Below are 21,720 nucleotides of genomic sequence, written 5' to 3'. Positions count from 1 at the left end.
ATCCACAAAAGCTACCTTCCACAACGGTAGGGGGTACTTCTCGCGTATATATACTCAACCCTATACTTTCCTTCTTTTCCTTTTAGAAAGTAGGCAGAAAATAATCAGCTTTATGATGCAGCCCTACAAGATTCATTTTCTTTATCGCTTTACCTCACGGCTTTTGTCTAAAGCACCTTTGCTTTTCCTGCTTCTCTTTTGGAGTAGCTTTACTGCACTTGGGCAAAACGACCTGCAAACCGACAAGCACCTTCACTTTTACAACATCTGGGGTTTACTTAAATACCAACACCCCACGTTAGCCACCGGCAAGTTCAACGCAGATTCTCTTTTCCTGCGCTACCTCCCCGAAGTAGATTCCGCTAAAAACCAGAAGCAAATTAATTCAGTGTACCAAGCCATGCTGAAAGAGGTGGGGCCATCCCCATCGGGTAAAGCAGAGAAACTGCGGGATAACCCTAAGGGCTCTTTGCTGCTGAATAACCTGGATGACCGCTGGTACGCAAAGTCTAAATTCCTGAATGGGAACACCCGCAAGCAGTTAGATAACTTATATCAACGTCGGTACACTGCAGAGCCGCATCATTACGTCACTATCCGGAACAATCCATATGGTGGTACACTGCCCAATGAGCCAAAATACACCTTTGCGGTAAACGAGAACCTGCCGTACCCCATGCGGATGTTGGCCTTGGCTAAGTTCAAAGCAGCCATAGATTACCTGTTTCCTTACAAATACGTCATGGACGAGAACTGGGACGCTGCCATTTCTCAGGCTATTCCGCTGTTTGCCCAATGTGAAACCCGGGAAGAATACGAGCGGCTGTTGCTCACCCTCAATGCCAAATTGAATGACACCCAAGCCTACTCCTTTTTCCGGCAGCTGCACCACAAAGAAAAGCTTTTCAAAAACAGTTACTACCCACCTTTTGATTACCAGATGGTAGAAGAGAAAATCCTGGTGACTGGCATTATTGATCCTGCTTTGTGCAAAAGAGCCAACATCAAAACAGGTGATGTGCTGGTGGCCTTAGATGACATAGCCCTGACCGAATGGGTAAAGGCCTTGGGATCTGTTTTATCGGTATCAAACCCGCAGGCGCTGTGGCACAGGGTTGGGGAGTACGGCGATAATTTCCTGTTCAGGTCTGAAGATGCGGTGATGAAAGCGACCTTGTTACGGGGCGAGGATAGCGTAAGCACTACGTTGCGGCTAATGAACCCAACAGACCCTGCTAAAGCGAAACTAGTAGACGCCTATTTCAAGAAGAAGCTAACTCCTGCTAAGAAGAGAGTGGGACTGGAAATGGTTTCCAAAGACATCTACCGGTTCAAAGCGCATGACACCAACCGCTACATAGAAAATGCATCTGAAGAACGCGAGGTAGCTATTATGGACTCTTTGTTCAAGGTGGCGGTGAAAGGCAAAGGCCTCATCTTTGATCTGCGCGGCGACCCAGACAACAGCGATTTTGTGTTTCAGGATGTGTACAGGAAATTTGGGAAGGAGAACAACTATTTTGCACGTTATTACCTCATGAATTCTGCCAACGTGGGTACCTATAAACTACTCACCCAGCCAGAGGTCTATTTTCCCACCACCGTTACTCCTGAAGGATTTACTTACAAAGGCAAAGTTGTGATTCTGGTGAATGGTGCCACCCAAAGCATAGGAGAGTGGCTTGCCATGAACCTCCAGCACATGTTCCCCAACAGTGTTACTATTGGTGAGCAAACGGCCGGGGCCGATGGGGATGTCAAACGGTTGAACCTGCCCGGTAACTACGTGGTGCAGTTCTCCGGCAACGCAATCTTCTACCCAGACAACACGCCTACACAAAGACAGGGAGTGAAGGTTGATTTGCAAGTAAAACCCACGCTCAAAGGAGCCCTCGCAAAAAAAGACGAACAGCTTCTAAAAGCCTTTGAGATCATCAGAGCGGAAGGTGAAGAAGAGAATGATAAGGGTAAAAAGACAGAGACTGAAGAGGTAGAAGCAAAGAAACCTAATCCAAAAAAGCAGGAGACCAAGAAAGTAGAAGCAAAGAAGGCTGAACCTAAAAAAGCGAAGACTTCGTCCTGATTATATTCCTGCTATTACCAATGCAAAGCGGCCTGACATGATCATGTCAGGCCGCTTTGCATTGGTAATAGCAGGAATATTCAGAAGGCTACTCTACCGGTAATGCAGGCTCTTTTTCGCCGAAGACGTAGTAATTGAACCATTGCCAGTTATGCCAGGTAGCCGCCAGCCTTTCTTTGGGTTTATTGATGCCGTGCCCAAATCCTTTGTAGACAATCAGCCTGGAAGGAACTCCCCGGTCCTGTAAACCCCGGTACAACTCATAGGCATTGGGAATGGGAACCCGTTTGTCAAACTCACCATGCTGAATAAGGGTAGGAGTGCTGGCCTTGTTGATGTTGGTCATGGGCGAGGTTTTCAGGTAGATGTCCATGTCGCTCCAAGGAGTGGCTTGCAGGTACTGGCGGGTAAAGGGCGTAATATCAGTATTGACGTAATAGGTTACCCAGTTAGAAATACCTGCGCCTACAGAGATGGCTTTGAAGCGGTTGGTGTTGGTGGTCAAGAAAGCCGAGATATAGCCGCCCTGGCTCCACCCCATAGAACCCATCCGGGTTGTATCAATCATGCCTTTCTTCGCCAAGTAATCCACTCCGCTCATCACGTCCCACATATCGCCTACCCCTAAGTTGCGCACATTGAGTGAGCGGAATTTCTCTCCATACCCAGCGCTACCGCGGTAATTTACGCGCAGCACCAAAGCCCCTTTCTCCACCCATTGTAGCATGGGGTACACGTAAGAGGGAGTAGGGTCAGGAAGGTCTATGCCTGTAGGTCCTCCATGAATGACAATCAACAGAGGGTATTTCTTAGCGGTGTCATAATTACGGGGTTTCAAAAGAACGCCGTCAATGGAAATGCCGTCAGTGCTTTTCCAGGTGATGACCTCATTGATAGGAGTATTCCAGCCCTTGATCTGTTCAGAGGTGTTGGTGAGTTTTTTAAGCGATCTACTTAATTTACCGGTATAAACCTCTCCCAGATCAGCGTGGTTCCGGCCGCTTAAGGCCACTAAATCAGTGTTTTTGCTAAAGGAAACGTTGTTCACCAAGTCCAGGCTAAGGTTGAGGGGTTTCGATTTGCCGGTTTTGGGATCAACTTCAAAAACCTTCTGGCTGGTTTTATCATAGGCACTCAGGTAAAGACCGTTTTTGTTCCAGTCCAGCACGTTCTTGTTCTCATCAATAGATTGGGCTACTTCTCTGCTTTTAGCAGTTGGGACGTCATAAATGAATAAGCGGTTGTTTTTGAAGAAGTAGGTGGTAGAATCATCTAAGGAGCTGCTGTATACAAAGGCTTTTCCATCTGGACTCCACCTGCTAAAGAAATCTCCGGTGGGATTGGCCACTAAGGTTTTCTTTTCTTTGGTGTCTACATTGATAGACACAATGTCTGACCGGAGGCTGCTAGTAATCAGTGGATTGGGCTGCCGGTTAAAGGCGATAGTTTTGCCATCAGGGTTCCATTGAAAGCTGGTTACCGTGAAATCACCGGAAGTGATCCTTTTCGCCATCGGCAGCTTCACGCAATCGTAGGCCTGAACAGTAGGAGTAGTAGCGGTCTGTAGAGAATCTTTCCTTATAGGGTAGCAAGGTACCTGTCCGGCCAAGGCTATAGAATCATAGTGGAAGTTTAATAACCAAAGGTGACTTTGCTTAAATTCTTCTCCTTCAATGAAGAAGGACCCAAACCGCTCCTTTGTGGTTTTCTCTTTTTTGCTCTCTGCCTCTGCCTTGGTGTAGGCCAGCCGCTTCCCATCTGGGCTCCATTCGTAATTGCCTACCCCGTCTTCATCTTTGGTCACCTGTAGAGCCTCTCCGCCCATTACCGGTATTAGGTACAACTGGTTTTTCTCTCCGCGGTCTGCCAGAAAACTCACGTACTTGCTATCTGGGGTAAACCGGGCGGAGGTACTGCTACCTTTTGCCGTTCGGGTTAAGGGCTGGGGAGCATTGCCGTCGCGTGAAAGCCAGAGTTCGGAATCATAATTGTTATTAGCCCAGTCTGTGCTGGAGATACTGTACACGATGGTTTTCCCGTCGGGTGATATAAGAGGAGACCCCACCTGTTTCAAGCTGATCACTTTTTCAAAGGAAACCGAAGCACCCTGTTGTGCCAAGACGTTTTCCATACCTCCGAGGAATAAAAAGAGAATTAACCCATATTTTATAAGGTTGGCCATTGGTATATGTTTTTTGTAGAAGTTACTAAATTGTTAAAGCTCACCTATTTATAATAATTTATTAATTTGAACTCAATATATTGCACATTCAATATCAATGCTCAAAATACTGAAAAGTATGGGCTACCCATGCGCGATAGCACTCCCGTTTTAAAGCTCTTTTTTTAAAAGATAAGCAGAAATGGAAAAGGAAACGTAAACAGGGAAAGAAACCTTCTGAAGTCTTTGGAAAGGCCTTCCATAACTATGGTGTATGATCTGCGATGGTACACAGAGCTAATCTAAAAGAAAGAAATGAGGTCTATTTTCATTTTGATGTTTTTGCTCCTGTTTGCGGGTAAAGTCTACAGCCAGGAGAAAGCAATTATTCCGCTTAAAACGAAAGCTGAGTACCTGGAATTGAGCAAAAGCCAAAAGGTCGCTGGGTTCATATTCTTAGGTGGAGGAATGGCCCTGCTTGCGTATGCGGCCCCAGGGAATGTGTCTTTTGATACTCTTCCTTTTGTAGTCATAGGAGGTGCCGGTTTAACGTTGGGAAGTATCCCGTTCTTCATTTCGGCTGGTAAGAACAGGAAAAGGGCGATGAATGCTGCTACTTCCCTAGAACTACGACGACTTTCTCCCAGCCCCTCAACAGGCCAATCTTCAGCTGCAACTTTTCTAACCTTACATCTTAAACTCTAAAAACATGGGATTCTTTTCAGCCTTACTGGGTAACGCAGGAGCGGTTAGCCAAAGTGATTTATTAAAAGATTACGGCAAACTGCTCGCCGAAGGAGAAGAGATAGAACTTGGTTTCAAACTGATACGCGACACGTTCATCTTTACTTCCAAAAGGCTGATCATCATTGAAGTGAGAGGCGTTACCGGAAGTAAAGTGGAATACCTGTCCATCTCCTACAAAAGTATCTCCCGGTTTAGCGTGGAAACAGCCGGTACGTTTGAATTGGACGCCGAGCTGAAAATATGGGTATCGGGTGAGGTGGAGCCCAGTATCCGGAAGAACTTCAACAAGTCTGTGAATGTCTATGAGGTGCAAAAAATATTGGCGCTTCATGTATTGAGGTGATATAAGCTACCAAAACTCTCCTTATACAATATTTAATCATTTAGTAATATAGTTTAAGTCTTTAATCTTAAAATCTTATCTAATATTAGTTATGAAAAGGAGAATTCAATTTGTATTACCGCTTTTATATGGGGTGTTCCTCTTGCTAGTAGGCTGCCAGCAAGATGATGATGCTGTGGATCAAACTCCAGAGCCTGTGACTTCCTTTAGTATGCAGCTTAACAACCAAAGGTGGCAACCCAGCCAAATAGGTGAGGATAAATGCATGCAGAAATTTCATGGGGCATGGTCTTATTTAGGAGGCAAGCCTTATTTCACTATTGTGGCAAGTAGAGATGCAAAAATGGTGGACAATACCTGGAGCGAGGAAGGACTTAGACTACAAATATTTGACCTGACAAGGGTAGGAGTTTACCCAATTACAAACTCCTACAAAGAAGATTTTGTCTCCTATGTAAGCCTTCGGGTTAACACCTCAGGAGGGGCTCCTAAAGTGTACGTCAATAAGACAGACAAACCTGCTTTTTGGGTAGAGGTAAAGGAGTTTTATGATTTACCCGGCTTCTCCCAGAAAGGCATTAAAGGAACTTTCTACGGTACCCTTTACAATGAAGCTAACCCCCAGGACTCTGTTTCTTTTGAAAAAGGCGAATTCCTGTTTAAGAAAGTGAATTGGCACAACTATAATCAATGTTACAATTAAGACACATACCGAAGTAGCTTATAAAATACGTTCTGTCGTAGTATCCATCGCCACTTTCATAATGGGAGTGGCGATTTTGTTTTTACTTTTTTTTACCAAAACAGCCCTTAAACCACCATTTGCAATTCTATTTAACTTTGCAACGTTAGGTAAACAGCAACGAGACCTGCCTAAAGTCAGTACAAACACCAGAAGTCAACTTGAACAGAACCATGGAAAACCAAGAAAAAAAATATAACGACCTCACCCCCGAAGAAGAATACGTCATCCTGCACAAAGGCACGGAGCGTCCCTTCACCGGGAAACTGTACACCGTAAAAGAGCCAGGCACGTATATCTGCCGCCGCTGTAATGCGCCACTGTACAGCTCTGAAGATAAATTTGAATCACATTGCGGCTGGCCAAGCTTTGATGATGAAATTGAAGGAGCCGTGAACCGCGTGCCAGACGCTGATGGGCGCCGTACCGAGATTGTGTGTTCCAACTGCGGAGGTCACCTAGGGCACGTGTTCCTTGGTGAGCGGTTTACCTCAAAGAACACCCGCCATTGTGTGAATTCCATCTCGATGGAGTTTGTGCCTGCGCAGGATAAATAACCAATTTAGAAGCGGTTGGAAGGCATTATCTTCATGGGGTTGCAGGCGTCGGGGAAGTCCACGTTTTACAAGCAACGATTCTTCAACTCCCACGTGCGCATCAGCATGGACCTGCTCAGAACCCGTAACCGGGAGCGCCTGTTCCTGCAGCTTTGCCTGAAAACCAGCGCCAAACTGGTAATAGACAATACCAACCCCAGGAAAGAAGATAGGGCAGGGTACATTGCCCAGTTGAAAGAACGGCGCTACCAGGTGGTGGCGTATTTCTTTCAAACTTCCGTTCAGGATGCCCTGGCCCGCAACAGTGCCCGCGAAGGAAGAGACAAAGTAAAAGACATCGCCTTGTATGATGTACGCAAAAAGCTGGAACCACCTTCCTTTGAGGAAGGATTTGACCAGATTTACAGTGTACGCATCCAAGACGATGATTTTATAGTGGAGGAATGGAGAAAACCAACGGCAGATGTTTGAGAACAGGAAAATAGACTGGGACCTAAACGAGCAGAGTCAACCAAAAGGAACCTACCATTGCAGCCAATGCAGTACACCTTTGTTTTCCTCTGACCAGAAGTTTGATTCCAAGACCGGCTTCCCCAGCTTCTGGGCACACCTGGGGCAAAATGTACAGCAGCACTTATTGGAGACCTATGGCCGTGAGCGTATTCAACTGCTGTGTCACCAATGCGGTCTGCACCTGGGGCATTTATTCCCAGATCCACGAACCCCCAGCCAGGTCCGTTACTGCATCAACGCTGAGTCTATTCTCCTGCAGAAGTAGGATTGTTTTATTATAAAATTCCCGCTGGCGCGAGCCTCCGGCTCGTGTCCATAAATATTGGATCTACAGTTTTACTCTGAAACGGTAGCTTCCAAAACGCCAGCGGACACGAGCCAGAGGCTCGCGCCAGCGGGGTATTTTGTTTTGGTGCTTTTTTCCGGAAATCTAGCCCAAAGCAGATAAAGAAGTTGATTCTTAACCCTTGAACGGGAGATCTCCTAAGTCCTTGGCCAAGAAATGGGCCAGCAACGTTTGCTGTACGGGGTAGGAGAGGCCTAAGCTCCCCATTTCTTCCATAAACCTTTCCTTTTCTCCGTTTCCACCAAGATACCCGTTCACCCGGGCAACGGCAGTAGAGTTGTTGAATGCCTCTTCTTTAGGGTAGATTTTCTGCAATTCATTCAGAACTGCAGGTACCCGCCGTAGCTTCCATTTTTGGTGCCTTTCCTCTGCGAGGTAAAATACCTGGTAGGGAAGTACCTCCGTCATTACTTTTTGTTCAAGCCTCACTTCAGCAGCTTTCATGGCCTCATGGGCTGCTTGTTTCTGTTCAGGAGAATGATAGAAAATGGCTGAGGTGTATTGCCGCTTGCGGGGCTCCTTGGTAGGGGTATGGTGGGCAAAGAAGTTCTCCAGTAGCTGGGCATATAATATCTGCTCTGGGTCAAAGTCCAGCTGTACCGTTTCAATATGATCAGCGAGGGTGCGGTAGGTTGGGTTCTCCGTGGTTCCTCCGGCAAAACCTACCCTGGTTCTGATCACACCACCTATAGACCCAAAAAGGGACTCCGGACTCCAGAAGCAGCCCATCGCTAATGTAGCGGTTTTTGGAGAGGAGTACGTGAGCTTGTCAATAGCGGGTATTTTATCTTCTTCAAAGGGGTTCATGGTTCCTTTTACGCAAGATTTGAGAAGACGTGAATGAGCCAGCTAGTACACCTCTGCGTTAGCTTAGGCCTGGTAAATGCATCTTCAAATAAGATTGCCGGAATTCATTTCATGTGAAAAGGCAGATTCTATTGCATTCTAAAATCCCATCTATAGCTGTTTAGAGGCTGTTTTCTCTATAGTTGTGTTAAAAAATGTTAAATATTCAAAATATTCTAAGCAAGTTGTTGCACATGTTGTTTCCTTAAGCTTTTCTGATCAGAAGCTTCATTTGTTCCGCTTTTACTTGGTTGAAGAATTGATTTCTGCCCATCAATTTCCAAATTTAAATGGATTCCATAGTCTGTTCTCTGCTGAAACTACCTAATTAGACAGGTGAATTAGTGTTCACCCCATTTTCTCTGGCTTTCATCACATTTAGTTTCTGAACTGCTAAATGCAGGCTAATCTTGTCCCATCGCTAAGCAATTACAGTCTTGATTTCTGGCTTCCTCCTTACACAATCCTAAGAGTAGGTGACAGAATGTAGACTGGGCTTCTTCTGATAGGTGGTATATAACTTACTCTTTAAGAAACACTTATGAAAAACGTATTACTTCTGGCTTTTGCCGGCCTTCTGTCGGCGCGCGTTACTTTTGCCCAGGCTCCGGAAAACAAGCCCGACAACACAAAGCATGTTGCAGTTGCAGCCCAATCTGTTCCTAAAGGGAATGGGAAAATAGCTGGGGTTATCTTAGATGAAGCCGTACAGAAACCGGTGGAGTTCGCGACCATCTCCTTGGTGGACAAAGCAACCGGTAAAACAGTAGATGGCACCGTTTCAGATGATAAAGGAAAGTTCTCCCTGGTACGTGTGCCTGCTGGGCTGTACCAATTATCCGTCAGCTTTCTGGGGTATCAATCCAGGGTGATTGAGAACATCAGCATCAGTAACAAAGAGGAAGTCAACGTGGGCGCTATTTCTTTAAAATCTGATACTAAAGTTCTGGATGAAGTGGCCGTAACCGGCGATAGACTCCTGATTGAAGACAAGGTAGACCGCATGGTGTACAACGCTGAAAAAGACATCACCAACATAGGTGGCACTGCCAGCGATGTCCTGAAGAAAGTACCAGGAGTAACCGTTGATTTAGACGGGAATGTGTCCTTGCGGGGCAGCTCTAACTTACGGGTGCTCATTAACAACAAACCCTCGGCGGTTATGGCAACCAGCGTGGCAGCCGCCCTGCAGCAGATTCCTTCTGACCTGATTAAGAGCGTAGAAATCATCACGAACCCCTCGGCTAAATACGACGCGGAAGGCACTGCCGGAATCATCAATATCATTACCAAGAAAAACAGCTTACAGGGGATAAACGGAGTGGTGAACGCTACCTATGGAAACCGCATCAGCGGTGTAAACGGAAGCGTAATTTACCGAAAAGGCAAGTTCGGGCTGAATACCTCTCTTGGGCGTAACTGGCGGAATAATCCTTTGGAAAGCAATAGAGAGACTTACTACAGGGGTATACCGGCCATTGATCGCCTGAGCCAAACTATGGCAGGAAGTCGGGAAGGGCAGTTTCAAATGCTGCAGTTAGGTGCGGACTACGACCTGAGCAAGAAAAGCAGCTTATCAGCGGGCCTCCGGATGCAGAGCGGGGAGTTTGCGTATAATTCTTCCCTTACTTCCACCCAGTTTAGGAATGACAGGGTAACTGCTGCCAATACCAGAAAGAACCGCAGTGCCTTTGACAATCTCAACTACGACCTTAACCTGGATTTTACCACCCAGTTATCAAAACCGGGCCAGGAACTCAGTGTTTTGGGTTTGTTGAGCCGCAGCAACCGCAATAATGCCCACTTTACTGATGTGCTTAACCGCGACCAACAGTTAACCTTGAAAGAGCAAAACCTGAACGATGCGTACAACGAGGAAAAGACCTTTCAGGTAGATTATACCCATCCTTTTAAAAACAAACACCTCCTGGAGGTAGGAGCAAAAGTTATTCTGCGCTACGCCGAAAGTGATTTCCAGTTTTTACAGGCCAATCCGCCTTCAGCACCTTTTGTGGAGGTACCTAACCGCACCGATGTATTTTCCTATGACCAGAACGTAGGAGCAGCGTATGCATCCTATGAATTCAGCTTGCAAAAGAAATACAATTTCAAACTGGGTTCCCGGTATGAGTACACCCACGTGAACGGTGACTTTACCTCCTCCAAAACATCGGTAGTGCAGGACTATGACAACTTCATTCCCAGCATTGCCATCTCCAGATCATTAAAAAACAACCAAACGGTTAAATTCAACTACACCAAACGTATTCAGCGGCCGCAATTAGGTTACCTGAACCCGTTTGAGAACCGCACAGACACGTTCAACATTCAGGTGGGGAACCCCAATCTGCAGGCTGAGATCACCAATGCTTATGAGTTGGGCTACAGTACCTTTTTCAAGAATGGCTTCTCGGTGAATGCCTCTTTCTTCTGGCGGCAAACCAACAATTCTATTGAATCCTACATAATCCCTAACCAAGAAGGCGTGAATTACACCACCTTTGCCAATATCGGCCGGAACTCAAGTTACGGGGTAAGCCTTTTCAGTAGCGCCAAGTTCTTGAAAAAAGGTAGCGTGAGCGCCAATGTAAATGTTTTTTACAATGATCTGGAAAGTGAAGGCACGCTTCTGAATGCCTCCAATGCCAGCATGATGTATAATTCAAACCTGAATGTATCTTATGCTTTCAACAAAGGAATCAGTGCCCAGGCTTTTGCCCAGTACAACTCACCTAAAGTTACCTTACAAGGAAAGGTTTACCCTTTTGCAATTTATAACTTTGCGGTCAAAAAAGACATCCTCGCCAAAAACGGAAGCATTAGCGTGGGGGTAGACAATCCATTCAATGAAACCCTGAAGCAGAAAATCATTTTGAAAACGCCATCGGTAGAGCAGACTAACAACATGTACCTCTATGCCCGTCAGTTTAAAATTAGCGGCAGCTACAAGTTTGGTAAAGTAACTGCCAAAGGGCAGCCAAAACGCAAGAAAAAAATCAACAACGATGACGCTAAATCAGAAGGGGATAGTAATGGGTAATGAAAAGACCTTTTTGCTTGATGAGTAGAAAATTGATTTAACCCATAGACATTTGCCACTGAGTGAGTTTTCTGATTACAGAAGATTGTTCAGTGGCCAAATACTATGATTTGCACAGAAGAATTTATCGTTCTGAGAAAAATAATTTTTATTATTTTTCTCAGAACGATGGTGATTTATAAGAATTTTTAAGGAATATAATCTAAATGAGTGATAGTGAGGTTTTTAATAACTATACTTGAATTGTGAGAAGTAATTTTTAACAATGAAAGGAATATAAAAAGTTATAATTAAGGTTTTATATTTTATAAACTAGAGGTAAAATGAACAATTCTTTCAATTAAAATGGGCATTGTGGTAAACACTTATTTTGATGTTTGTACATAGAAAAGATAGATTAAAGTTTTCATTTTCCGTAAAGCATTCTGATCATAGTCTGCTTACCTTGGAAAATATCATTTTAAGTGCCATCTACGCTTTAGTACCCCTACTGGAAAAACCAGCAGGATACCCCGTCTATACGCAAAGGGTAAGTGAATCCTTGAATTTAAGTGTTGAAGAGTTGATCCCTCATTTGAACATGCTTATAGAGGGTGAATACGTAAAAATTTCCCCCCTTCACCAGCCTCCTTTGCTTAGCCTTACTACTAAAGGAGTTACCAAGGTTGAACGCTTGTGTGACCAGCCGGTAGAAGAAAACAAGTTTCCACTGTATCAGATAATGCCTAACTTCCCTAGTGCTATAGGGTTCTAACTACTGGTTTTGCTGAAGTTTTTATAAGTCTGGCCTCTTTGTTGGTCCTCCAGATTATTTGTCTTATTCTCTTAGAAGTTCGTTGCAGAATGTAATCTGCAAATTGAGCCTAAGTTCCTATACAAGTAGCATCCTCTTTTAAAGGCTTTTCCGTAATAAGGCAGTGTTACCTTAGAGCGTCTTCATGAGTTTATCCTACTTGCCCATTACCATTACCCAGGTCAAAGAAGAAGTGCCGGGGGTAAAAAGTTTTGTGTTTGGAGCGGAAGATGCTGCCTCAATCTCATATTTACCGGGACAGTACCTGATCTTGGTAGCCCCTGATGCTCGGGAGGAAATAAGAAGGTCCTACTCCATTACGTCATCTCCTGCACTTGGAGAACCCTTAACCATTGGGGTAAAACGGATAGAGAATGGTTACTTTTCCCGGAGGTTAATTGACCATGCGAAGGAGGGTGACCAGGTTTGGACCATTGGGGCGGCCGGGTTCTTTACCTTGCCAGGGGTACATGGTTCTTACCGGCAGGTATTCTTCTGGGCTGGAGGCAGCGGAATTACTCCCATTTATTCGCTGCTTAAAACCGTCTTATACCAGCATGCCACTCTAAAGGTGGTGTTGGTGTACAGCAATCATGACCCACAAAGCACCATCTTTTATCAGGACCTTCTTCATTTGGAGGCAAAGTTTCCCGATCGTTTTCAGATCAAATTTCTTTTCAGCAATTCACCCAAGTTAGACCAGGCAAGGCTGCACAAAGACCTGCTCAAGGCCATTGTAAGGGAGTATGCAGCAGCGTCTAAAGCTGAAATATTATGTTATGTTTGTGGGCCTGAAAACTATCGCAGGCTTTGTTTATATGGCTTAAGAGAAGTAGGGGTACCTGCCCAGAACATTCGGCAGGAAACCTTTAGCACTTCTAAAATTCAGGTCAAGGTAACCCCACCAGATACTCAGCCTCACAAGGTGGTGGCGCAATTTAAAGGGGAATTGTATCTCTTTCAGGTACAATACCCTGATACTATTTTGCAAGCTGCCAAAAAAGCAGGAGTCAATTTGCCTTATAGTTGTGAAGCCGGTAGGTGCGGAAGTTGTGCTGCTACTTGTCTGGAAGGTAAAGTTTGGATGTCTTACAATGAAGTGCTCACAGATAGGGAAGTAGATCGGGGATTGATCTTAACGTGCGTGGGGTACCCGGTTGAAGGAGATGTGGTTTTGAAACTCTCATAATATTTAGATTAATATCATCAATTGAAAGCTGCCTTAAGAGGATTGATGTATATAAGTAGGTCATCAGCTTTCTTAGAGTTCCATGTTCTTCTATTCTTGAGAATGGTAGATGATGTTACTGATATTTTTTCTTACTTCTATCATTTACATACTTCCCTACATGCTAAGCATATCAATGGGGAAAGACAGAGATGGACAAGAGAAATAATTTTTAATTTTATGTAATTTTTTAAATAAAAAGTTATACATTGTATAGTATAATTTATATCATAAGGTTATAAAGTTCAGTTTAGTCTTCTAGCAACAAATTCGGTTTCCAAATTTTAGAGTCTTTCTTATTGGAGGGGCTCTATAAATTTTTATATATAATTAAAAAAATTCAATAAAACAACATCTTTTACGATAATGGATATAAACTATGTTTTTTAAATAATTATAGTTTATATATGCAAAATGCTTTTTTATATAAATAATTATAATTAACCCCTAAATTTTGTATTATGAAAAAAAAATTTCTAAAATTAATCATTATTATACTGTTTTTTGTTCCTGTTAAAATAGTTTTTGCCCAAGACTCTGTTTACATTGGTAAAATTGAAGAGTTATCACTTACCTACAAGAATAAAGCCAAGGGAGCAGCTAATAAAGCGAAAGCTGTTGAGAATCAAGTCAGTCATCCATTGCCAAAAAATCAAAAAATTAACCTTAAGCTAAAATCAAGCAAGCGTGAAGGAACCTCTGATCTCTTCTTTGGTGAAGTTAATAATATCAAACACAGTACCTTTTATCTTAAAATTGATGGACGTGAGGCTTCTGGTTCCATTATAATGAGGGAACAAAAGAAATATTACCGTTATACTACCACCTCTAATGGTTCGGTTTACCTGATCGAAGAAGATATTGATAAAGTGCTCTGTGTAGGGCTACTGGAGGAACCGAAAGCAACTACAACATTTCCCAGTCAAACTATCAATGTAAGTACTACTGTTCCATCTCTTCAAAGTTTACCTGGAGCTCAGGCAGTCTTATACCTTGACTTTGATGGTCAAACGGTAAGCAATACTTTTTGGAATTATTATTTTAATGGTGGTAATCCAATAATTGCCGCTCCAGCTAACCTAACCCAAACAGAAATGGTGCAGGTTTGGAAAATGATGAGTGAAGACCATCGCCCCTTTGCTTTAAATGTAACTACCAGCGAAGCTGTATTTAACAGTGCCCCCGTGAACAGAAGGATGCGGGTAATCTTCACTCCCACCACCTATTTTTATCCGGGTGCCGGAGGAGTGGCTTATATAGGGTCCTTTACTTGGGGTGGCACCTCTTATGGCGAAACTCCCTGTTGGGTTTTCAACCCTACTAGTAAATATGCAGGGGAAGCAGGCTCACATGAAGCGGGGCATACCTTTAGGTTGGGCCATGATGGACGAACTTCTCCAGCAGAAACTTATTTTTACGGGCAAAATAATTGGGCGCCAATAATGGGAGTTGGTTATTCCAGACAAGTTGTTCAATGGAGTCAGGGAGAATACCCATACGCAAATAACCGGGAGAATGACCTGTCCATTATAACCACAATGAATGGGTTTAGCTATCGCCAAGATGACCATGGGAATGACAATGTCACAGCAACCGGTTTGGTAGAATGTGCCGGAAATATTATGCCCTTATCAAATAAAGGTGTCATTACGACCCGTAACGATGTAGATGCCTTTTCCTTTACCACCATAGGAGGACGGGTGTCACTTACGGTTAACCCTGATCCTGATTATCCCAATCTAGATATTTTTCTAACTCTGAGAGATGTGGCTAACACCATAGTAGCAACAGCCGACCCTTCTACTTTGTCAGCTTCTCTGGACTTGACTCTTGAGCCAGGAACATACTATTTAACGGTTGATGGTACAAAAGGTGCCTTGGGAGCTGATTCTGATTATGCCTCGCTGGGTGAATATACTGTGTCTGGTACTATGCCCACCACTATTACAGCTATGGCAAATGGGACATTGACTTGTAGTGTTCTATCCGTGGAGCTAACCGGATCCTCCTCAATAAAGGGAGTAGGAACCTCCTATGCTTGGACCGGTCCTGAAGGAGCTATCATTACTGATGGTAATACTTTAACTCCATCTGTCAATCTGCCAGGGGAATATACTTTATCAGTGACTAGTGCTGATGGCTGTACCCTAACCGCTAAAGCTACAGTGGTGCAGGACATTTCAAAACCAGTAGTTACTGCTACGGCTACAGGTGTGTTAAACTGCCAGGTACTTAAGGTTGAACTGACAGGAAGTTCATCAGTAAGTGGGGAAGGAGTATTCTATACTTGGGTTGGTCCTCCGGGGGCTTCAATAACTAATGGTAATACCTTAACACCTTCTGTTGATATGGCGGGGGATTATACACTTTCAGTCACCGGAGTAAATGGTTGTACAAGTACCGCTACAGTAAATGTTGTAAAAGAGCCATGCTCAAATTTAAATTGTACTTTGTCTCAAGGGTTCTATGGTAACTCTGGAGGTAAATATTGTGATGGCCGTACTTCTGTTCAACTTATAAGCGACCTTCTCTCAAAATATGGGCAAGGGGGCATGGTGATTGGTAAGATAGGTTCAAACTCTTTAACTATAAAAGCCAGTGATGCCGCCTGCATCATTTCTAAGCTACCAGCTGGTGGACCTGCTAAAGCATTGGTTGGAAACAGTTCTTTCAATGCTAATACCTGTTTGACACAAATGAGTATTCCGGTTAATAAACAAGGACGATTTACCAATACTTTATTAGGTCAAACAATCACCTTAGGCTTAAACTTAAAAATGGACAATACTTCATTAGGGTCTATGGTGATCAGGGACATGTACATGGTAACAGTGAAAGCTACTGAATGCGGCAAAGCTGAATCTTCACCCGTCATTGGAACAGAAGAAGTGTTTACCTTTCCTTTATCTGCTGTGGGTAAGACTGTAAACCAACTTTATGCTATGGCCAATGAAGCACTTGGGGGAGGGGCAACGGCAATGTCTCTAGGTGATCTCACAAAGGCATTGGGAAATATAAATGATGGCTTTGATGAGTGCCGGTTTCTGGATTCATTCTCAGCTACTCCGCCAATGTTCCTACTTTCAGGTGAGTCTTACAATTCCTCGGCTTCTACTACTATGAAAGTGGAACAGGCACAATCTCAAATTCATGCTTATCCTAATCCGTTTAATGAACGGGCTACAATAATTTTTAGCCTAGCTGAAGCAGGAGACTATTCTCTGACTCTACACGATGTAAAAGGGAATATAGTGAAGAGCATTAGTACAGGTTATGCTAAGAAGGGCACTCAGTATAGCTTCTCGATTGAAAATGACTTACCAGCTGGAATTTACATGGCACGCCTTAGTGGATCTAATGTAAATAAGTTGATCAGGATAAGCTTACAAAAATAGATAGATAACCGGCTATCCCACGTGGGCTTTAAGCTACGGCCTCCAAACTCACGTGGGATAGCCGGTTATTTAAAGGAAGCAAGGTTAATGTAGTAACAACTATTTAAACTCTGATCCATATTAAATTCCTTTATTCTAAAAAGATAGTTCTGAAATAGTTTCAAGGACATTTACAGTATAGATGAGCTAACCCAGAATAGAAAAGGGCTATACTTTATTTTTTATCATGGTAGTCACAGTTATAGCAAAAAACTTAGTAACTCTGACAAAATACAGTAGTTGCAAGTCTATGTACTTGTATAAGGAGGGATGAGTTCCTACCTTTTTATTTAAACACTTTTTTGAGCCTTTGTTTTATCCTGCTTGGGACAAGTTGGTGGAAAGGAAATATTTCTTAATTTATAATAGGTTTTAAGGGTATTTTAAAGAAACTGCCTTAAACAAAATAAGTTAAGGTTTATATTAGGTACCTTCTCCCTATCAAAATATGAATAGCTATCTAGTTGGGGTAAGATGGGATTTTTCTGAATCAACTGTGAGTAGCCATTCCAAAGCTGGAGCTACTTCTTCAAACATCTTAATCTGGAATTTGTCACCTATGTGTTGGTGCAACTGGTGGAATGACATTTTTCCGTAGATGCCCGAAGCCAATACCTGGCCCATGTATTCCAAACCTAATTCCATCACTTTAGGCGTCCAGTATTGTACAATCCAATCCTGGGCTATGTCCCAGGGGCCTATCAGTTCTTTATGGTTGTTTAAAAGACGGGAGCAGGGCTGATCTTCCAGCATTTCTATATACAAGCTTCCACCTTGCTTTACTGTATCCAACGTCTGAATTCCAATCCATTGGGCATGAATGTAGGAGTTGTCCGGGGCACGCTCCGCAATGAGAAAAACGTCTCCATTTGGTTTCTTCAGTTCAGTCTTTGGCATTGTTTGTCAATGGGGATTAGGAAGCTGAAAACACAACTGTATTTACTTCCGCTCTTCAATTATCTGGCTCACAAGTTACTGCAATTTTCCTTTTCTGGCCTCCCTAAAAAGAAAAAAGTCGCCTAAGAATTACCTTAAACGACTTTTTTCAATATCTCAGTCTTAAAGCTTGGTCTGGGGCTGAGGCTTGTTTTTAACGTATTTCTCCAGCCATTGGTCCATTTCCCAAAGCATGTGCATAATAGATTCCTTGGCTCCATACCCGTGGCTTTCAGCAGGTAAAAACACCAGGCGGGTGGTGGCACCGTGTCCTTTTAAAGCATTGTAGAAGCGTTCACTTTGAATAGGGAACGTGCCTGAGTTGTTGTCTGCTTCGCCATGGATCAAAAGCAAAGGCGTTTTGATTTTGTTCGCGTAGTTGAACGGTGACATCTTGGAATATACTTCAGGCGCTTGCCAGAAAGTACGCTCTTCGGCCTGGAACCCAAACGGAGTCAATGTTCTGTTGTAAGCACCGCTTCGGGCAATACCAGCTGCAAATAAATCTGAATGCGCCAGTAAATTGGCTGTCATGAAAGCCCCGTAGGAGTGTCCGCCCACGGCTACGCGGGATGGGTCGGCAACGCCAATTCTGGTTACCTCGTCAATAGCGGCTTTGGCGCTGGCCACCAACTGCTCTACGTAGGTATCGTTTGGTTCTGCATCTCCTTCGCCCACAATCGGGAAATCTGTGCGGTCTAACACGGCATACCCTCTGGTTACCCAAAAGAGAGGCGACCCGGAGGAAATGCGGGTAAATTCATAAGGAGAGCTTTTTACCTGCCCAGCGCTTGCGGCATCCTTAAACTCACGTGGGTAAGCCCACATCAGCATAGGTAAACGACCTTGCTCTTTTTTGTAGCCCTTAGGGGTGTACAAGGTGGCGGTAAGCGTCACGCCATCATTGCGTTTATAAGTCAAAAGCTGTTTGTCAACCCCAATCAACTCAGGGGTAGGGTGCTGGAATTTAGTAACCGCTGTCAGCTTTTTAGACCCAACCTGGCGGATAAAATAGTTAGGCGGATTGTTTTCTGATTCGCGGCGCGTAATGAAGGTGCCTTTCTCAGCATTGATGACATCTACCGGAAACTCATAGTAAGGCGCCTCAGAGCGCCAGAGAATATTTGCCTTCTTAGAGGCCAGGTTAAACTTGCTCAGGTAAGGACGGTTTCCTTGTGGAGAGCCTCCTTCACTGATCATGTACAGGTTCTGGCCAGATTTATCTGTCAGGAGCACATTACGGCCAAACTGGTTTTTATGCAATACTGGTGAGCCGGGGTCAGAATACAAGTCTTCATAGGAGCGTTCTACTAAAAGCACGGGCTCGGCGCCGGGCTGGCTTGGGTTCACGCGCAAACGGCGTTCCTGTCGGGTTTTCACCCAACGTTCAGTTACTAGGGCTAAGTTGTTAGTACCCCAGGTGATACCGCTGTACCGAAGTTTGGTTCCTACCAATGCAACCGGCTTTTCTGAGAAGGGTGCCGTTTGGGTGTACACAATGTCTCTTATAGGTACTTCCTTCTTGTCATCGCCTCCGTCCTGAGCTTCTACCCAATAAAGAGTAGCCGGTTGGTCTGCCCGCCAGGAAACGTTACGTGGTCCAGTTGCTACTGCGTTGAACCCTACTGGTATGTTTTCACCCAGCGGGATATCAGCTATTTCTTTCACCACTTTTCCCTGGCGGTCCCATACCTGCACAGAGTAAGGGAACAGGTAAGAAGGAACCAGATAGGAGTAAGGCCGATGCGTGGTGCTTACCAACACATATTGTCCGTCTGGAGAAACGCTAAACGACCGGATAATGCCCTGTGCCCCAATGTTAGTTTGCTTTCCATCCAAAGAAAGTTGCACCAGTTGGCTGGTGAGGTAATAATCAAACAGAGCTTCGTCTTGCCGGTTTTTGAGCAGATCCTGGTAGGTACGGGAAGGAGCGGTGCGGCCCAGGTTTTCCTGAATAATGGGACCCACAGGTGCGGTAGTTGACTTGGGGGCTTCACCACGTGACGGGTTCACAAGTTTCACCAGCAGGCTTTTGCCATCCGGAGTCCAGCTGAAGGCGTCACCCCAGGCATCGTTCACGGTGGCTGAGGTTAATTTACGGGCCGTTCTATCAGTAACGCTCATCACCCAAAGCTCTATGCCATTGGTGACGGTGTTCAGGAAGGCTACCTGCTTTTCATCGGGTGACCAGGTTACGTCAGTGATTTTTGGGTTGGAAGGCAAGCCCTGCACGGTAAACTCCTGACCACCTGCTACTTTTTTGATTTTAAGGTTATTGAAAGAAGAACCTCGGCTGGCTCCATTCACGGCAGGGTTGATTCTGAGTCCACCAATACGGGCCTCGGGAGCAGCCACTTCCTCAATGGAAGGGTAACCCGGGCGTTCCATTAACAGCATCCATTCTCCCTTTGAATCAAACAATACAGAAGGAGTAGCCGGCGCTTCAATCAGTTTCGCGATAGATTCAGCAGGACGCTGGTAGGGGAGGTTGAGGTCTTTTGGCCCCTGTGCCATGGCGGCAGGTCCTGCCAAGGAAAGCGCCAGAAGCCAGACAGACAACCGTGATCTGCTGGAAATAACTTTTTGTAGCATGTTTGTGTAGTTGGTGGACGGATGTATAAGCCAATATACACATCTTCTGAGACATGTTTAAAGCTTGTTTTCTGCAAACCAGCCTTAAACCAAAACGCAGGAAGAAAGTGGGTGGAAAAATATTTAAAACCTAGTTGCGCTCAGCAAGTGCCTGCTTGTAAAACAAGGCGGGCCGTTGCTTTACCGGGGTTTTGAAATAATGGTCTACAAACATCCGCTGGCTCTCTACCTGTAACAAGGCTTTCTCTACCATCGCCTTCATGTTCTGCAAAGAAAGGAAAAGGTTGGTATTATCTCCGGGTTTAATCTGCTGGAGCAACCGCTTGGTTTCACTGAACTTGTCTGCGCAATGTTGGGTCATCTGCTTTAGCTCCTGTTCTGATTTAGCAGGCTGAAAACGGTTGTTCCTGTACCCGATAAATTGGTTTAACTGATCAATCCCCACGTTGAAAGAACTTACGGCCTCATTGTACAAATCAACTGTTTCGTTTTGGTTATTAATGGCTAGGTTTTTCTTGGTGTGGTTTAAATGGTCTAACACCACTGGCGGAATGGCTTTGTGGGCCGATATTCTGCGGATGGTGCTTACCAACTGCGCTTTATGCGAAGAAGCGGCATACACAGCCAGCGAATCACGATAAGAAAAAAGAGGTTTAGGTTTTGCCACTGTGGGCTTTGCCAAACCAGTCCTGGAAGAAATGAACTCCTGATAGGTAAGGGGCTGGGTGGAGAATTGCCACAAAGGATCAAACGGAATATGCGTCTGGATCATCTTGGCTGGCGGAGCCATGAAGTACCGGGTATTAATGCGCGATACAAATTTTCCGTTTTCTACAAAACCTGCTCCCCAGGTTGGGTCAAACAAATACCATTTTCCGTTCAATAGGGCCGCACACCAGGCATGTGATACAGGCTTGGAAGAACCCTTGGGTATGACAAAGCCCGTTACTAAATAAGACGGCACCCCTATTTTAGCGCATACTTCATTAAATACCTCAGCATAACCCTGGCAAAACGCCTTTTTTGTGGTTAAGGTTTGGCTAATAAGCGCCTGCTTCTCATAATACTGGGGCATGTTGGTGAGGGCGTAAACATCATAGACCACATTGGAGGTAAGCCAACTATAAAGAGCCTGTACTTTCTCCTGAGGGGTTCTGTAATGAGCATTAATATAGCGGGACAAACCATCTATAGATTTGGCCTGAGCGGTAGGAATACCCGGAGAGGAAACTACCGTTGCCTCTGGAGTTACAGCTCTTTCCTGAGCAACTACTCCAGTAATTATGAAAATAAGGAAAAAAAGTAAAATCAGTTTAGGCATTCCGAAAGTCTCTTAAAGAGAAGGTAATCAATGGATTT

16 protein-coding genes are annotated in these 21,720 nt (G+C 44.4%); 11 read left to right on the top strand and 5 right to left on the bottom strand.

Going from position 1 to position 21,720, the window contains the following annotated elements:
- The first annotated feature begins 112 nt into the window (after positions 1–112).
- Positions 113–2,083 carry a S41 family peptidase gene (locus DC20_RS21230; RefSeq protein ID WP_062545690.1) on the top strand — a complete coding sequence of 657 codons (1,971 nt, stop codon included), beginning with the start codon at positions 113–115 and terminating at the stop codon, positions 2,081–2,083.
- 88 nt (positions 2,084–2,171) lie between these two features.
- Here the strand turns inward: DC20_RS21230 and DC20_RS21225 are convergent, their stop codons facing one another.
- A complete protein-coding gene (locus DC20_RS21225) occupies positions 2,172–4,214 on the bottom strand; it encodes a S9 family peptidase (protein ID WP_071885668.1) in 2,043 nt (680 codons plus the stop codon).
- A gap of 345 nt (positions 4,215–4,559) precedes the next feature.
- On the opposite strand from DC20_RS21225, the gene DC20_RS21220 reads away from it, so the two are divergent.
- The 6 genes from DC20_RS21220 to DC20_RS21195 all read left to right on the top strand — a co-directional run bounded on the left by DC20_RS21220 (position 4,560) and on the right by DC20_RS21195 (position 7,411).
- Positions 4,560–4,949: a hypothetical protein gene (locus DC20_RS21220; RefSeq protein WP_062545688.1), complete on the top strand. Its 390-nt coding sequence runs from the start codon at positions 4,560–4,562 to the stop codon at positions 4,947–4,949.
- A gap of 4 nt (positions 4,950–4,953) precedes the next feature.
- Complete coding sequence (locus DC20_RS21215) at positions 4,954–5,334, top strand: PH domain-containing protein (RefSeq protein WP_062545687.1); 381 nt, start codon at positions 4,954–4,956, stop codon at positions 5,332–5,334.
- Between the two features lie 91 nt (positions 5,335–5,425).
- Positions 5,426–6,037 carry a DUF5025 domain-containing protein gene (locus DC20_RS21210; RefSeq protein ID WP_062545686.1) on the top strand — a complete coding sequence of 204 codons (612 nt, stop codon included), beginning with the start codon at positions 5,426–5,428 and terminating at the stop codon, positions 6,035–6,037.
- A 212-nt stretch (positions 6,038–6,249) separates the two neighbouring features.
- On the top strand, positions 6,250–6,633 hold the full coding sequence (locus DC20_RS21205) for a methionine-R-sulfoxide reductase (protein ID WP_062545685.1): 384 nt from the start codon (positions 6,250–6,252) through the stop codon (positions 6,631–6,633).
- A gap of 15 nt (positions 6,634–6,648) precedes the next feature.
- Complete coding sequence (locus DC20_RS21200) at positions 6,649–7,104, top strand: AAA family ATPase (RefSeq protein ID WP_062545684.1); 456 nt, start codon at positions 6,649–6,651, stop codon at positions 7,102–7,104.
- The gene (locus DC20_RS21195) at positions 7,097–7,411 is read left to right on the top strand and encodes a peptide-methionine (R)-S-oxide reductase (protein WP_062545683.1); all 315 of its coding nucleotides are present in this window, start codon (positions 7,097–7,099) and stop codon (positions 7,409–7,411) included. Before DC20_RS21200 ends, DC20_RS21195 begins: the two co-directional genes overlap by 8 nt.
- Before the next feature lie 195 nt (positions 7,412–7,606).
- On the opposite strand, the gene msrA is transcribed toward DC20_RS21195, so the two are convergent.
- A complete protein-coding gene (gene msrA, locus DC20_RS21190) occupies positions 7,607–8,299 on the bottom strand; it encodes a peptide-methionine (S)-S-oxide reductase MsrA (protein WP_062545682.1) in 693 nt (230 codons plus the stop codon).
- A 580-nt stretch (positions 8,300–8,879) separates the two neighbouring features.
- Here msrA and DC20_RS21185 point away from each other — a divergent pair.
- From DC20_RS21185 to DC20_RS21170, 4 genes are all read left to right on the top strand, one after another.
- Positions 8,880–11,378: an outer membrane beta-barrel family protein gene (locus DC20_RS21185; RefSeq protein WP_062545681.1), complete on the top strand. Its 2,499-nt coding sequence runs from the start codon at positions 8,880–8,882 to the stop codon at positions 11,376–11,378.
- A 445-nt stretch (positions 11,379–11,823) separates the two neighbouring features.
- A complete protein-coding gene (locus DC20_RS21180; RefSeq protein ID WP_157593325.1) occupies positions 11,824–12,132 on the top strand; it encodes a hypothetical protein in 309 nt (102 codons plus the stop codon).
- Positions 12,133–12,316: 184 nt separating this feature from the next.
- Positions 12,317–13,360, top strand: coding sequence for a ferredoxin--NADP reductase (locus DC20_RS21175; RefSeq protein WP_062545679.1), 1,044 nt, complete (start codon positions 12,317–12,319; stop codon positions 13,358–13,360).
- A 500-nt stretch (positions 13,361–13,860) separates the two neighbouring features.
- Complete coding sequence (locus tag DC20_RS21170; protein ID WP_062545678.1) at positions 13,861–16,794, top strand: T9SS type A sorting domain-containing protein; 2,934 nt, start codon at positions 13,861–13,863, stop codon at positions 16,792–16,794.
- 495 nt (positions 16,795–17,289) lie between these two features.
- Here DC20_RS21170 and DC20_RS21165 read toward each other — a convergent pair whose 3' ends face one another.
- The 3 genes from DC20_RS21165 to DC20_RS21155 form a co-directional block, all read right to left on the bottom strand.
- Positions 17,290–17,730 carry a hypothetical protein gene (locus DC20_RS21165; RefSeq protein ID WP_062545677.1) on the bottom strand — a complete coding sequence of 147 codons (441 nt, stop codon included), beginning with the start codon at positions 17,728–17,730 and terminating at the stop codon, positions 17,290–17,292.
- 162 nt (positions 17,731–17,892) lie between these two features.
- A complete protein-coding gene (locus DC20_RS21160; RefSeq protein ID WP_062545676.1) occupies positions 17,893–20,361 on the bottom strand; it encodes a prolyl oligopeptidase family serine peptidase in 2,469 nt (822 codons plus the stop codon).
- 130 nt (positions 20,362–20,491) lie between these two features.
- A complete protein-coding gene (locus DC20_RS21155) occupies positions 20,492–21,682 on the bottom strand; it encodes a transglutaminase domain-containing protein (protein WP_062545675.1) in 1,191 nt (396 codons plus the stop codon).
- Positions 21,683–21,720 lie beyond the last annotated feature (38 nt).

It is taken from the genome of Rufibacter tibetensis, assembly GCF_001310085.1.
Lineage (GTDB): Bacteria > Bacteroidota > Bacteroidia > Cytophagales > Hymenobacteraceae > Nibribacter > Nibribacter tibetensis.
This window is presented reverse-complemented; position numbering and strand designations above follow the sequence as displayed.

Excerpts from the sequence above, each read along its gene's own strand:
- DC20_RS21160 (WP_062545676.1), bottom strand. The coding sequence starts at position 20,361 with ATGCTACAAAAAGTTATTTCCAGCAGATCACGGTTGTCTGTCTGGCTT.
- msrA (WP_062545682.1), bottom strand. The coding sequence starts at position 8,299 with ATGAACCCCTTTGAAGAAGATAAAATACCCGCTATTGACAAGCTCACG.
- DC20_RS21165 (WP_062545677.1), bottom strand. The coding sequence starts at position 17,730 with ATGCCAAAGACTGAACTGAAGAAACCAAATGGAGACGTTTTTCTCATT.
- DC20_RS21195 (WP_062545683.1), top strand. The coding sequence starts at position 7,097 with ATGTTTGAGAACAGGAAAATAGACTGGGACCTAAACGAGCAGAGTCAA.
- DC20_RS21205 (WP_062545685.1), top strand. The coding sequence starts at position 6,250 with ATGGAAAACCAAGAAAAAAAATATAACGACCTCACCCCCGAAGAAGAA.
- DC20_RS21175 (WP_062545679.1), top strand. The coding sequence starts at position 12,317 with ATGAGTTTATCCTACTTGCCCATTACCATTACCCAGGTCAAAGAAGAA.
- DC20_RS21215 (WP_062545687.1), top strand. The coding sequence starts at position 4,954 with ATGGGATTCTTTTCAGCCTTACTGGGTAACGCAGGAGCGGTTAGCCAA.
- DC20_RS21185 (WP_062545681.1), top strand. The coding sequence starts at position 8,880 with ATGAAAAACGTATTACTTCTGGCTTTTGCCGGCCTTCTGTCGGCGCGC.
- DC20_RS21230 (WP_062545690.1), top strand. The coding sequence starts at position 113 with ATGATGCAGCCCTACAAGATTCATTTTCTTTATCGCTTTACCTCACGG.
- DC20_RS21170 (WP_062545678.1), top strand. The coding sequence starts at position 13,861 with ATGAAAAAAAAATTTCTAAAATTAATCATTATTATACTGTTTTTTGTT.
- DC20_RS21220 (WP_062545688.1), top strand. The coding sequence starts at position 4,560 with ATGAGGTCTATTTTCATTTTGATGTTTTTGCTCCTGTTTGCGGGTAAA.
- DC20_RS21210 (WP_062545686.1), top strand. The coding sequence starts at position 5,426 with ATGAAAAGGAGAATTCAATTTGTATTACCGCTTTTATATGGGGTGTTC.
- DC20_RS21225 (WP_071885668.1), bottom strand. The coding sequence starts at position 4,214 with ATGGAAAACGTCTTGGCACAACAGGGTGCTTCGGTTTCCTTTGAAAAA.
- DC20_RS21155 (WP_062545675.1), bottom strand. The coding sequence starts at position 21,682 with ATGCCTAAACTGATTTTACTTTTTTTCCTTATTTTCATAATTACTGGA.